General features: G+C 41.0%; 13 protein-coding genes. 10 read left to right on the forward strand and 3 right to left on the reverse strand.

Going from position 1 to position 14,289, the window contains the following annotated elements; translation table 11 throughout:
- Positions 1-232 precede the first annotated feature (232 nt).
- The 10 genes from J4N39_RS20990 to J4N39_RS21035 all read left to right on the forward strand — a co-directional run bounded on the left by J4N39_RS20990 (position 233) and on the right by J4N39_RS21035 (position 12,051).
- Positions 233-1,783, forward strand: a complete 1,551-nt coding sequence (locus J4N39_RS20990) for a sensor domain-containing diguanylate cyclase (protein ID WP_252024599.1) — start codon at positions 233-235, stop codon at positions 1,781-1,783.
- Between the two features lie 228 nt (positions 1,784-2,011).
- A complete protein-coding gene (locus J4N39_RS20995) occupies positions 2,012-5,437 on the forward strand; it encodes a PAAR domain-containing protein (RefSeq protein WP_252024601.1) in 3,426 nt (1,141 codons plus the stop codon).
- A 2-nt stretch (positions 5,438-5,439) separates the two neighbouring features.
- A complete protein-coding gene (locus J4N39_RS21000; protein WP_252024603.1) occupies positions 5,440-6,171 on the forward strand; it encodes an immunity protein TsiV2 protein in 732 nt (243 codons plus the stop codon).
- A 272-nt stretch (positions 6,172-6,443) separates the two neighbouring features.
- Complete coding sequence (locus J4N39_RS21005) at positions 6,444-7,163, forward strand: immunity protein TsiV2 protein (RefSeq protein WP_252024605.1); 720 nt, start codon at positions 6,444-6,446, stop codon at positions 7,161-7,163.
- A 93-nt stretch (positions 7,164-7,256) separates the two neighbouring features.
- Positions 7,257-7,976, forward strand: a complete 720-nt coding sequence (locus tag J4N39_RS21010) for an immunity protein TsiV2 protein (protein ID WP_252024607.1) — start codon at positions 7,257-7,259, stop codon at positions 7,974-7,976.
- A gap of 93 nt (positions 7,977-8,069) precedes the next feature.
- Positions 8,070-8,783: an immunity protein TsiV2 protein gene (locus tag J4N39_RS21015; RefSeq protein ID WP_252024609.1), complete on the forward strand. Its 714-nt coding sequence runs from the start codon at positions 8,070-8,072 to the stop codon at positions 8,781-8,783.
- A gap of 93 nt (positions 8,784-8,876) precedes the next feature.
- Positions 8,877-9,608, forward strand: coding sequence for an immunity protein TsiV2 protein (locus J4N39_RS21020; protein WP_252024611.1), 732 nt, complete (start codon positions 8,877-8,879; stop codon positions 9,606-9,608).
- A gap of 93 nt (positions 9,609-9,701) precedes the next feature.
- Positions 9,702-10,421: an immunity protein TsiV2 protein gene (locus J4N39_RS21025; RefSeq protein WP_252024613.1), complete on the forward strand. Its 720-nt coding sequence runs from the start codon at positions 9,702-9,704 to the stop codon at positions 10,419-10,421.
- A 91-nt stretch (positions 10,422-10,512) separates the two neighbouring features.
- Positions 10,513-11,244 carry an immunity protein TsiV2 protein gene (locus J4N39_RS21030; RefSeq protein WP_252024615.1) on the forward strand — a complete coding sequence of 244 codons (732 nt, stop codon included), beginning with the start codon at positions 10,513-10,515 and terminating at the stop codon, positions 11,242-11,244.
- Between the two features lie 93 nt (positions 11,245-11,337).
- A complete protein-coding gene (locus tag J4N39_RS21035) occupies positions 11,338-12,051 on the forward strand; it encodes an immunity protein TsiV2 protein (protein ID WP_252024617.1) in 714 nt (237 codons plus the stop codon).
- 104 nt (positions 12,052-12,155) lie between these two features.
- Here the strand turns inward: J4N39_RS21035 and J4N39_RS21040 are convergent, their stop codons facing one another.
- From J4N39_RS21040 to J4N39_RS21050, 3 genes are all read right to left on the reverse strand, one after another.
- Positions 12,156-12,470 carry a hypothetical protein gene (locus J4N39_RS21040; protein ID WP_252024619.1) on the reverse strand — a complete coding sequence of 105 codons (315 nt, stop codon included), beginning with the start codon at positions 12,468-12,470 and terminating at the stop codon, positions 12,156-12,158.
- Between the two features lie 9 nt (positions 12,471-12,479).
- Positions 12,480-13,421 carry a hypothetical protein gene (locus J4N39_RS21045; protein ID WP_252024621.1) on the reverse strand — a complete coding sequence of 314 codons (942 nt, stop codon included), beginning with the start codon at positions 13,419-13,421 and terminating at the stop codon, positions 12,480-12,482.
- Between the two features lie 144 nt (positions 13,422-13,565).
- Complete coding sequence (locus J4N39_RS21050) at positions 13,566-14,183, reverse strand: fumarylacetoacetate hydrolase family protein (protein ID WP_252024623.1); 618 nt, start codon at positions 14,181-14,183, stop codon at positions 13,566-13,568.
- Positions 14,184-14,289 lie beyond the last annotated feature (106 nt).

Genomic DNA, 14,289 nt, shown 5'->3' on the forward strand with positions numbered 1-14,289 from the left:
TTATAGAAATCTCATCTAATTACTTGATATGTATCACCTATTAAACGGATCAAAAAAGACAAAAGATACAGCCATGCTAGTCTCTTATCGTATTTCGACATTTCTCTACGCCGATTTTTTTGATCACAAACCTATCAAGATCACATTTATGCACTCAGTTGCTAATCTCAAATGGACTCTCGTACGGTTTGTCAGTCTAATAGCGTTGAATCAATAGGTATGACGGCAGCTCATGAGAATTTCACACTTCAGCTTGCGACAACTTTCTGTCGTACTATCGGTAGCAGTTGCTTCGCTCTTCCTATGCGGGTTTCTCATTTTCAAGTATTTTTGGTCTTATGATCAAACACTTGCCAGTGTTAGAGCGGCACAACAACAAGAGGTTGAGCGTTTCAAGTCCATCTTAGAGATTCACGAAAAACAGTTTGGTACCACGTTAAGCGGATATGCTGCGTGGGACGATATGGTCGAGTTTGTCCAACACCGCATTGATAAAACCACATTTGAAAGCAGTATTCTAACTAGCCACTTTTTTGAAAACACTGCCATTGATGGTGTGTTTATTTTTGATTCGGACGTACAGCTGTTAACTGGCAAATATTATGATGTGGCGACCAACCAGTTCACCTCAATGTCTAGCATCCGCTTTCGATACGGGAGCCTATTGGCAGAGAGCTTGCGCTCTCCTCAGGATAAACAAGCACCAAAAGTGCGATATGTGGTAGTTGGCGAGCAGCCTTACATACTTGCTACTAGCCGCATCTGTAAAAGCAGTGGTTCAGAATGCCAATACGGCTACATGATGATGCTGATAAAAATCAGCAATCAAATCATGGCCGATATATCCTCTTCCATAGGTCTGAAAGTAGACGTCAACGTTATCCCGATCGATGAACTAGACTTCCAGAGTCAGCAAGAAGACACTAGCCAAATGGTCAAATACGACCTAGACAACCGTCATGGTGTGCAATTCACTATCCATCATAAAACTCAAACACCAGAGTTTCTGACCAGCAGCGAACTAATTGCGCTGGCTTTGTTTGCTACCTCAATGTTTTTTGTTAATCAGCTTGGTGCCAGCATGTTGGTTCGCCCGCTAAAGAATGCGAATCTTCGCTTAAAACGGTTTAGCGAGACTGGTAGTATGCCCGACGAACAAGAGTTCTTTTCTCAAGAAATGCAAACATTCACCAGAAATATTAATAACTTAGTATACGAGCTAGAGTCGAACCGTAAAAAGCTCGCTTGGCAGTCTGCTCACGATCCGTTGACCAAAGCAGCCAATCGACGCGAGCTAGAACGTGTGGTGAAACTGAATATTGCTACCCAAAAGCACCCATTTTTGGGGCTTATCTTGCTCGATATCGACCACTTTAAGCGTTTTAATGACAACTATAGTCACCTAGATGGCGATGCTGCGCTACAAAGAGTGGCGCAAGTTCTTATCAAAGCCGCACCACGTCAAGAGCAGTTAGTGGCCCGTTTCGGTGGTGAAGAGTTCTGTGTGTGCATTTTTTCACATCAGTTCATTAATTTAGATTTCGAATGTAAGCGAATACTTAAGCTCATCGACTCACTCGCTATCCCACACCATTTCTCACCGACCAAAGCGACAGTTTCTGTGAGTATTGGTGCAACACAAATCCATCACCCGAAACTTCACGATTACCAAAAGCTTTTCCAGCGGGCAGATGAAGCGCTTTATCAAGCTAAAACTCAGGGGCGAGATGGTTATGTCGTTTATCAAAAAAGCAGTGCTGGATCTATTGCCTCATCTTCTTAAACCGACGTTCTGCAATTCAAGAAAAATGAGCTTCATTGAGTTTACTAGATAACCTAGTCTTGTGTTGTTCTGGCCCAAAAAATAAATCTTGATCGTAGCAACGACTCAAGACGTCACTCCCCTTTAATGTGAATTCAATCAGTAAATTACTGATTTTTTGAAACTTTACTCCTTCAAACGCAGCATGGTACGTTGTGTCTGTTTTTTGAGCGGTGTAAAGAAAGAGTCATGGGAAAGTCTGCAGCAAGGAAAGGGGATCAGCATACTTGTCCCAAAAAAACGGGCAAGATACCGCATCATGGTGGGCCAATAATCGAAGGCGAAGCAAGCGTAACCATTAATGCTTTGCCGTCGGCGAGAAAAGGAGACAAATCACTCTGTGCAGGCACAGGGGAGATGGACTACATCAAAGAAGGTTCTAGCTCTGTTTTTATCGGTGGCAAACCTGCTGCTCGCCGTGGCGATGGCACTTCGCATGGAGGGGTAATTACTTCAGGCAGCGGTAACGTAACAATTGGCAATGCGGGTATTACACCTAGTCGTCCAACCGCGAAGCAATCTTCAACCGCTGAAAGCACTAACTCGTTGTCCTCTCCAAGACAAAACTCAAAGTCTAATTCAAATCCAAGCACTAGAGCGCCATCTAACCCACTCTCTTCTGAGCAGGCATTACCGCAAGACCTTCAGACCATCGCTAATTCCCCAAACAAACCTCTGCTCAACGCAGAAAAACCCGATCAAGAAACACTAGTCTCTATCATCCCTGTTCGCTATGCCTATGATACCGAGTTTCGTACCGATCCCCCTACTGAGCTAAACAGCACATCAAAGCTCAATGGTGTATTACCCAAAATTGTTCGCCAACTGCGTGACGGCTGGGTGTACGTATACGATGAGAATAAGCAAGAACTTAAAGAGTTTGAAGTATCTGGTGCAACCATCAGCAACGGCGGTATTCAATATCCTCAATATACTGTGTTGCGCATTGCCTTCTCTGGATTTCAATGGACGGAACGTCTAAAAAAGGAGTTCAGCAAAAGCCATCAGTGGCGCTATTTGTTCATGCGGCGTGTAAATTGCCGAGAGAATACTCAGCCTCATGTGGGGCCAGCGACGATTCTAGACTCTATTCCTGACATGCAGCCAGACTGCCAACCATTTGATTATACTTCGACACCGCTCAAAAGAGAGTCGGAACACAAACAACTTAAAGCTAAGCCAGCATCCAGTGTTGGAGAATGGATTGCGAATGCGCCGAATGATATCAAGCTTGTTGTCCGGCTCGATGATCCACATGGGGATATCCTCGATCTTACTTTGCCAATTATCGAGACAACATCTCACTTTGTAGACGATGAAGATCTGCAACACAAACTTGCGATGTCTCACATCGTTACAAGTCACGCCCAAGTCCAGATCCCTGAAAAAGATTGGCCGGACGGTGTCGATCATGAAAACTATCCAGAATTTCGTGCAGACGTGCATAACTATATTGCACTTAAACATATTCTGACTAAAACAGGTACGCTCGGTGCAACAGCAACTGGGCAATCTTTCGCCAAGTCTATGGTTACTTCTTCATTTGACCTTAAGTCTAAATGGGGATTCGTTCCCGATTACCACCTAGAAATAGACTATGAACGAAAGGTACATCTTGCCAATGAGGTAGATTGGGATAAGCTCAACAAGTTTAACATTGAGGTAGAATCAAAGCTAAAGAGGCTTGATTCATTACTCAATCTCCAATGTAGACTGCTTCATTCACTGGTTTATTCCTTAGGCAATAACGTACTCATCTTAGGCATAGACAATCAAGATGAGGCATCGATGCTTCATTACCTTGAGTTGTGCGACACTGTCGTAGCCAGCATTGCCGCCGCCCGTGAAGTTTCAGAGCTTTGCAAGCAGCCCGTTGATGCCCTTTTAGAGCAGCAAAACCTGATCAGCACTGCGATCTTTGGTGGGGATCAAAACATAGCGAACTCTGTCTATGACAGCTTTAACACCCACCCTGCTTTTGCCCCCATATCAAGATTGTCTGATTGCATTAGCAGTTTTTCCAACTATCAGCAGCTGATAGAAATACCCGAGATGAAAGAAAAGCTCTGGGTACAACTGCTAGAACAAGGTAGCCAAAAGGTATTTGGGACTCTAGCAAACCTAGTCATCAACAAAACGACTGAAGCGTTTGACAGAATATTATCAACCATTGCTCCACATACTCCTATCAATGGTCCTGCATCAAAGCGCATTTTGTTGCTGTCTTTATACGGCACAACGGTCAATCGATTTACGCTTGAGATTAACAAAGAATATATCAATGCGAGTCAAGATACTCGTCGAGCAATGAGAGAAGTCATTGAGCTAGAGAAAAAGCTATACGATAAAAAAGTATTAATGAGAGGACCGTATGAACAGAAGTATTACGAATTTTTCAAAAAAAGAGGGGCATTTGCCGCTAAACTATCGAAACAGAACCTAATTAAAATAGTCAATAATGATCGAGCGGACGCCTTTAAAGACGCTATTAAAAATGAAGTCGCTAACTATGGCAAACAGGCACAAGCAAAGGTAAACAATGCATTTAATGCTATAGGTGGTTTTAACGCACCAATCGCTGGGCTCAATATTGCGAACTTACTGATCGCAATTGATGACTTGCGTATGCTGCCGACCCAGAGTTCTGAGTTTAATAAATCAATGAAAGAGGTGGCTGTCACAACATTATGGACTATTTCAGCAGTGAGTAGTGTTGTTGAGAGTGTTGCCAAGAATTCACTGGCAAAATCCAGCAACAAAGGCTTATTGGAACTCACTGTTGATAAAGCCTTAGAAAATACAAAGGGAAAGCAGTCCGCACAGGTTTTCTTGTTGTTACGTCGAGCAATGGCTATTGCATCGATTACAGGTGCAATCGCAGCAGGAATTGATGCTTGGAAAGATTTTTCGAGGATAAAGGATGGAGGTTACTCCTCTTTTATGAATGTACTACTTGGCATACGGGGAACTGCTTATGCACTAACAAGTGCTGCATTTACGACTGGCTTTATTCGAATTCTATCAGGTATAGCTGTATCAAAAGTTATGCTGCCTTGGATGGCCGCCACTTTTTTCTGGGGGGGTATTCTAATAGTAGTAATTTCAACACTAATAACGTTGTTGGAAAAAACACCATTGGAACAATGGATATATAATTGTCAGTGGGGTAATAAGCCATTGAATTGGCGTAATCAACAAGAAATTAATGAGCTATCAAAAATAATCATGATGCCACATGTAGAAATACGAGATGTGAGCAAATCCATTCTACCAAGTGGTAGAAACTACCCTATGGTAAATATAGTAACCAATAGCTACATAGTAGAAGTGACAACTAACCACACAAGTTACCCACTATCTATATCAGTGTTAAATGATGCAAAATCTCAAACTAATTTAGTTCACCAAACCAATAACAGTGACAAAGAAACATACAAATTTGAGATAGTTAGCAACCTTGATAGAGTTCTTATCCAGATTGGATACGAAGAGCGTAAAGGTAAAACTAGCAATTACTATACAGTTACATTGAAATCGAACAAGAGCACTCAAACTACCCACTCAACAGCGCCAATAACCGATTTCAATGATCTTATTATTATAAACCAGGAGTAAGAATGGAAACCAGTAGCTTTGTAAATGACGAATACTTCAACTATGACCTCTTCAAAGAAAAAGAACTAGAAGGCGAGAAGTTTTTATATAGCTGGAGCGTAACTCCTAAGAGAGAGTTGTATGGCAAGTTAATAACTGGTGCTCTAGCTTTAATTGCTATTTCAGTATTCTTATGGGGGTTAAGCGCTCCAGAAGAAGACCGGTACTTCCTCGCCACAATGAATTTAACAATGTTAGGGTTTGGCACCATATACTTTCACAATACAGTTTTCAAACCAATGACTTACGAATACGAACTTTCAAACAAAGGCATCAGGTTTAAAGAAATATGTAATGTCTCTGAAGGATACTATAAGGTGCTTCGAGGTAGTGGTGCAGTCGGTATACTTGTATGTATTGTTGCCTTCTTAGTCATCGGTCCCCTGGCCTTCGTCGGAGCTGGCGCTTATGCGTTGTATGCACCTAAAATGGCAACCGTTCAAAGAATAGTTAATCATGAGTGCTTTGTTTTACCAAACCGATGTAGGTTGAAATACTACCGTAAGCACATGAAATTGGTTACCGACCCAACCGATGATTTTCCTCTCAACGGCAGGCCAGGTTATTGGTACTCAGCCCTTGATAACACCTATATTGAACCAAGAAAACTTTACCAACTAATTACTCATCTAAGAATACTGGGAATATTGGTTGACGTTAAAGAGGTTCATTCAAACAAGGAGCTATGGAAGTAGCAACTAACCAGCTATCTACCCACTATCTATATCAATATTAAATGACGCTAAATCTCAAACTAGATTGGTTCTCCAAACCAATAACAGCGGAAAAGAAACGTACAAATTTGAGGTAACTAGCAACCTTGATAAAGTTATTCTTCAGATTGGATATGAAGAGAGCGAAGGTAAGGCTAACAATTACTATACAGTAATATTGAAATCTAACATGAGCACTCAATATCGCCAATAACTAATGACAGTGATCTTATTGTAATAAACCAGGAATAATCATGGAAAGCAGTAGCAGATTAAATGACGAACACCTTAATTATGACCTCTTCAAAGAGGAAGAACTAGGAAACAGTAAGGCTATATTTAGTTGGAGTGCAACTCCAAAAATTAAGTTATATGAATGGATATTTGACGGTACAATAGCAATTATATTTATAGGCTTAACGATATTTTTCTATATAAACAGACCTTTCCTAGCACCATTAATTTTTTCATTAGGTTTTCTTTTCGTAACTTATTGGCATAATACAGTTTCAAAACCAATGACCTACGAATATGAGCTATCAAACAAGGGCGTCAGATTTAAGGAAATATGCAATGTCTCTGAAGGATACTATAAGGTACTTCGAGGTGGTGGGGCAGTCGGTATCCTAGTATGTATTGCCGCTTTCTTCGTGATCGGTCCCCTCGCCTTCGTCGGAGCTGGCGCTTATGCGTTATACGCCCCTAAAATGGCAACCGTTCAAAGAATAGTAAATCATGAGTGCTTTGTTTTGCCGAATAGGTGCATTTTAAGGTACTACCGTAAACGTATGAAAGTAGCCACCTTACCTACCGATGACTTTCCGCTCAATGGCAGAGATTGGTTCTGGTACTCCTCCCTTGATGACACCTACATTGAGCCTAGACAGCTTTACCAATTAATCACTCATCTTAGAATACTTGGAATATTAGTTGAGGTTGAAGAGGTTCATTCGAGTAAAGAAATGTGGAAATAGCCCAAGTGAATCAATCATGAGCACTCATACTACCCACTCAACATCGCCATTAACTAATGACAATAATCTTATTGTTCTAAGCTAGGATTAACAATGGATACCAGTAGCTCTTTAAATGACGAATACCTTGACTATGACTTCTTCAAAGAAAAAAAGCTAGAAAACAGTACGACTATATTTCTATGGAGCGCAACTCCAAAACGTGAATTATACAATTGGATAATAGAAGTTGTATTAGTAATTTTATTTACTGTGTTGACTATACTTTCATTTTTAAATGAACCCTTCCTAGTACCATTATTTTTTTCAGCAGGTGTACTTTTAGTTAGCTACTGGCATAACACCATTGCTAAACCAATGACCTACGAATACGAACTATCAAACAAAGGCATCAGATTTAAAGAAATATGCAATGTCTCTGAAGGATACTATAGGGTACTTCGAGGTGGGGGGGCAGTCGGTATCCTAGTATGTATTGCCGCTTTCTTGGTGATCGGTCCCCTCGCCTTCGTCGGAGCTGGTGCTTACGCGTTGTACGCACCTAAAATGGCAACGGTTCAAAGAATAGTTAATCACAAATGTTTTGTGTTACCAAGTCGATGTAGGTTGAAATACTACCGTAAGCATATGAAATTGGTTACCGACCCAACCGATGATTTCCCTCTCAACGGCAGGCCAGGTTATTGGTACTCAGCCCTTGATAACACCTATATTGAACCAAGAAAACTTTACCAACTAATTACTCATCTAAGAATACTGGGAATATTGGTTGACGTTAAAGAGGTTCATTCAAACAAAGAATTATGGAAATAGCCCACGGGAATCAATCATGAACACTCATACTACCCACTCAACATCACCATTGACTATTGACAATGATCTTATTGTTCTAAACTAGGTGTAAAAATGGAAAATAGTAGCTCTGTAAATGGCGAATACCTTAACTATGACCTCTTCAAAGAAAAGGAACTAGAAGGAAGTGTGGTTGTACTCATTTGGTGCTCAACCCCCAAACGTGAACTATATGGCCGGATACTTGAAGGAGTTTTCTCACTTATAATTATTACCGTAGCTTATTTAGAAAAATCCCCCTCTCTCTCATTGCTCGTATTAACAGTAGGGTTTCTTGTGGTTAGCTACTTCCACAACACCGTATCTAAACCAATGACCTACGAGTATGAGTTGTCAAATAAAGGAGTGAGATTTAAGGAAATTTGTAATGTCTCTGAAGGTTACTATAAAGTACTTCGAGGTGGTGGGGCAGTCGGTATCCTAGTATGTATTGCCGCTTTCTTCGTGATCGGTCCCCTCGCCTTCGTCGGTGCTGGCGCTTATGCGTTATACGCACCTAAAATGGCAACCGTTCAAAGAATAGTTAATCACAAATGCTTCGTTTTACCGAATAAGTGCATGTTGAGGTACTACCGTAAACGTATGAAAGTAGCCACCTTACCTACCGATGACTTTCCTCTCAATGGCAGAGATTGGTTCTGGTACTCCTCTCTGGACGACACCTACATTGAGCCTAAACAGCTTTACCAATTAATCACTCATCTAAGAATACTTGGGATACTAGTTGAGGTTGAAGAGGTTCATTCGAGTAAAGAACTGTGGAAATAGCCCAAGTGAATCAATCATGAGCACTCATACTACCCACTCAACATCGCCATTAACTAATGACAATGATCTTATTGTTCTAAGCTAGGAGTAACAATGGAAACCAGTAGCTCTGTAAATGACGAATACTTCAACTATGACCTCTTCAAAGAAAAAGAACTAGAAGGCGAGAAGTTTTTATATAGCTGGAGCGTAACTCCTAAGAGAGAGTTGTATGGCAAGTTAATAACTGGTGCTCTAGCTTTAATTGCTATTTCCGTATTCTTATGGGGGTTAAGCGCTCCAGAAGAAGACCGGTACTTCCTCGCCACAATGAATTTAACAATGTTAGGGTTTGGCGCCATATACTTTCACAATACAGTTTTCAAACCAATGACTTACGAATACGAACTATCAAACAAAGGCATCAGGTTTAAAGAAATATGCAATGTATCTGAAGGGTACTATAAGGTGCTTCGAGGTAGTGGTGCAGTCGGTATACTGGTATGTATTGTTGCTTTCTTAGTAGTCGGTCCCCTAGCCTTCGTAGGAGCTGGTGCTTATGCATTGTACGCACCTAAAATGGCAACTGTTCAAAGAATAGTAAATCATGAGTGCTTTGTTTTGCCGAATAGGTGCATGTTGAGATACTACCGTAAACGTATGAAAGTAGCCACCTTACCTACCGATGACTTTCCTCTCAATGGCAGAGATTGGTTCTGGTACTCCTCTCTGGACGACACCTACATTGAGCCTAAACAGCTTTACCAATTAATCACTCATCTAAGAATACTTGGGATATTAGTTGAGGTTGAAGAGGTACACTCGAGTAAAGAACTGTGGAAATAGCCCAAGTGAATCAATCATGAGCACTCATACTACCCACTCAACATCGCCATTAACTAATGACAATGATCTTATTGTTCTAAGCTAGGAGTAACAATGGAAACCAGTAGCTCTTTAAATGACGAATACCTTAACTATGACTTATTCAAAAAAAAAGAGCTAGAAAATAGTAGGACTATATTTCGTTGGAGAACCACACCAAAACGCGAGTTATATGACTGGATACTAGAAGGGATAATGGTAGTGTTATCTACAACTTTATTTATAATTCACTTCGAAAACACTCCATTAATCGCATCTCTATTATTTTCCATTTGGTTACTTTTCGTTAGCTACTGGCACAATACCGTCTCAAAACCAATGACCTACGAATATGAGTTATCAAACAAAGGGGTATATTTTAAAGAAATATGCAATGTCTCTGAAGGATACTATAAGGTGCTTCGAGGTGGCGGTGCAGTCGGTATCCTAGTATGTATTGCCGCTTTCTTGGTGATCGGTCCCCTCGCCTTCGTCGGAGCTGGTGCTTATGCGTTGTACGCACCTAAAATGGCAACCGTTCAAAGAATAGTCAATCACAAGTATTTTGTGTTACCAAATCGATGTAGGTTGAAATACTACCGTAAGCACATGAAATTGGTTACCGACCCAACCGATGATTTCCCTCTCAACGGAAGGCCAGGTTATTGGTACTCAGCCCTTGATAACACCTATATTGAACCAAGAAAACTTTACCAACTAATTACTCATCTAAGAATACTGGGAATATTGGTTGACGTTAAAGAGGTTCATTCAAACAAGGAGCTATGGAAATAACAATGAAATCAAACGTGAGTTCTCACATTACCCATTCAACATTACCATTGATTCGTAACAATGATCTTATTGTTCTAAATTAGGAGCATACGTGGAAATCAATAGCACAGTAAACGATGAATTTTTCAGCTATAGACTATTCAAGGAAAAAGAGCTAGAAGGATGTACAGTTATTTTTAAATGGAGTGCAACTCCTACAAGAGAGTTGTATAGTCTTATTATGACCGGAGCTTTAGTTTTAATTTCAATTTCCATATTTTTTTGGGGCTTGATCGCTCTCGAAGAAGATGAATATTACTTAGCCACTTTAAACCTTGTTATTTGGTCATTTATAACTAGCTACTTCCATAACACTGTCTTTAAACCAATGACTTATGAATATGAGCTATCAAACAAAGGAGTTAGATTTAAAGAAATATGCAATGTATCTGAAGGGTACTACAAGGTACTTCGAGGTGGGGGAGCAGTCGGTATCCTAGTATGTATTATTGCTTTCTTCGTTATTGGTCCCCTCGCCTTTGTTGGAGCTGGCGCTTATGCGTTATACGCCCCTAAAATGGCAACCGTTCAAAGAATAGTTAATCACAAATGCTTTGTTTTGCCTAATAGGTGCATTTTAAGGTACTACCGTAAACGTATGAAAGTAGCTATTTTCCCTACTGATGATTTTCCGCTCAATGGCAGAGATTGGTTCTGGTACTCCTCCCTCGATGACACCTACATTGAGCCTAAACAGTTTTACCAATTGATCACTCATCTGAGAATACTTGGAATATTAGTTGAGGTTGAAGAGGTTCATTCAAACAAAGAATTATGGAAATAGCCCACGGGAATCAATCATGAACACTCATACTACCCGCTCAAGATCAGCACTAAAATGCGACAATAATATTATCATATTAAACTAGGAGTAACCGTGGAGGAAGAGAGCGCAGCAAAAGAAGATAACATTGATTATGACTTATTTAAAACCAACATATTAGAAGGAAGTGTTCCAGTATTTAGATGGAGTACAACTCCAAAACGAGAACTATATGGGTGGATACTTGAAGGTGTACTAGCTCTCGTTACCATTACTTTATTTTTGCTAGAGAAATCCCCCTATTTCTCCGTATTTGTATTTGTATTAGGTTTCCTTGTTACCAGTTACTTTCATAATACAGTTTTCAAACCAATGACCTACGAATATGAGCTATCAAACAAAGGAGTCAGATTTAAAGAAATATGCAATGTCTCTGAAGGTTACTATAGAGTACTTCGAGGTGGGGGTGCAGTCGGTATCCTAGTATGTATTGTCGCTTTCTTCGTGATCGGTCCCCTTGCCTTCGTAGGCGTCGGCGCTTATGCGCTGTACGCACCTAAAATGGCAACCGTTCAAAGGATAGTAAATCATGAGTGCTTTGTTTTGCCGAATAGGTGCATTTTGAGGTACTACCGTAAAGGTATGAAAGTAGCCACCTTACCTACCGATGATTTTCCGCTCAATGGCAGAGAATGGTTCTGGTACTCCTCCCGCGATGACACCTACATCGAGCCTAAACAGCTTTACCAATTAATCACCCATCTAAGAATACTTGGGATATTAGTTGAAGTTGAAGAGGTTCATTCAAGTAAAGAGCTATGGAAATAACGTTCTGATGAGTTACTTCCTCTCCCGAATCGTCACTACTTTCAATCAAAAAACAAAAAAGCAGGTGAACCATCACCTGCTTTTTTGTTTAAAATTCAATGGGATTAAATAGCGATATCTAAAAGCTTATCAAGCTTTTCTATGACTTTGCCGGTGTCTTTAGTTACATCGGCCATTTTCTTAAGGTTTTTCTGAGCTTTTACAGCAGAGGCAATGTGCGCTTCAAGCGCTTTAGTGGCTTCATCCCACTGAGATTCATGACGTTCTAGCTGGTGCTTTAATAGGTGATCATATTGCTCGAACAGGGTTCGGAGTTGATGGCGAAGTTGCGCCGCTTGATCAGTATCTAGGGTCTGTTCCAGCAAGCTGTTGTGTTGGGAAATGGTTTTATTTAATTGTTCAACTAAGTGTTTCTGCATAGGCTCTCCTTACCGACTGCAAACAAATTGATTATTTTTATTCTCTATTGTTCCATCACAGCTCTGTAGCAGTGTTTGGGTGTCTTCAAACCCTTTGGCTAACTGCTGCATTTCCAACACAGCATTGCTAATAGCCTGGCTTGAGAACTTGTTTTGCTTCAACTGAGCAACCAATACCTGATGGTTCTTTTGTACCGCCCGTATCGATTTAATGGCGTGCTGTACTGCGAGCTCTGTTGACGCTGTGCGTTGCCACAACTCATAAAGCCTTTCGACTTCTTTATGGCTCTTTGTCAGTGGCATTGAGCGAATTTGCGCTCTTTGATTGAAGTCTCGTATCTGCTCTGACAATACATACTGTCTTGAAGCTATCAAAGATCGACTCAGATCAGAATGCTCAATGGCTAACACTATCTCATCGCACAAGGTGTTTAATGGTGCTTCGGCGGCAAAAACCAAAGACTTTACTGCTTGCTGCTGCATTTCTGCAGTGATGCTTTGCGACAGTTCCACCGCCAACGCAGAGAACAATCCGCTGGAGCTATCGTCACTGGTGCTATAGGCATCAAACTGGTTGATGGCTTGCGCCAGTTGTAGCGTCGCCAACTTGGATTCTTGAGGCTGCTCAGACAAACTCAGCGCTAACAATGCTTCACTGTACTTGTTCAACAGTACACTAGCTTGGCGCAGTGGGTAAAGATTTGTTTTTGCGGGAAGTTGTGAAAGTGACTCGCTAGTTAGTAATGTCGGAGTACTGCCGTTGACTTCGGCAGCAAGCATTACCAAATTTCGCTCAGTGGTGGCCATCTCATGTTCTAGGATAAGTTCGTCCACATTTTGAGTGAGTGTTGCGGTGCTGGTTGCAAACAAACTGACATCGTCTTGTACTACTCGAGTACAACCACCATGCAGCGCCGTTGCAACCAGAATCAAAGAAATCCGTTTCTTCATCTTGGTCTGTTCTGATTTAAGGTGTGAATTTCAGTGTCTCAGAACTTACCCAACGGTATTGCGAGATAGCTCCCAAACTCACTATCTCTATAATTAACAATAATTTACTGATGAATGTATTTAAAAAACACATTCACCAAATCATTATTTAGCAACCCATTCTACCTCTAAAAGTATCTCTCCTGCATGGCGGATACGTGCCAAGAACAGATCATCTCGCTCGACCGTGCCCACCCCTTTCGGGGTTCCCGTCATCAAGATATCGCCATCTTGTAAACTGGTGTAGGAGCAAACTTCCTGCAAAATAGCGCATGGTGGATAGAGCATTTGCGAGGTATCGCCTTTCTGCACTCGTACGCAATTGATGTATAGCTCTATTTCAAGCGACGCTATATCCAACCCTTCTAAGGAGATAAAGCGGCTAAAAATGGCTGAACCATCAAAGGCTTTCGCGCGCTCCCACGGCAATTGTTTTTGTTTAAGTTGAGATTGCAGCGCTCGTTTAGTTAAGTCCAAACCAATGGCTACTGCGCTCAACTGGCTGTCTTTTATTGCAAAGCAAAGTTCTGCTTCATAGTGCAACTGCTCTTGTTGATGATAAGCAAATAACTCACTGGTAATTGCGCTGTTGGGTTTGTGGAAAAGCACCATACTATCGGGCATAGCATTACCAAGTTCTTGAATATGCTCGACATAGTTTCTTCCCACACACACGATTTTACTTGGGGTGTACTCGTGACCTTCAACGCTCACTGTTTGCATTCAACCATTCCTTATTGTTAAGTCATAAATCCATCAATTATTATGGCGACAGGAGCACCCAATTGGTGATAAAAACAGCGAAATTGCTATCTTGCTCACCAATTGG

Source organism: Vibrio sp. SCSIO 43136, assembly GCF_023716565.1.
Classification (GTDB): Bacteria; Pseudomonadota; Gammaproteobacteria; order Enterobacterales; family Vibrionaceae; genus Vibrio.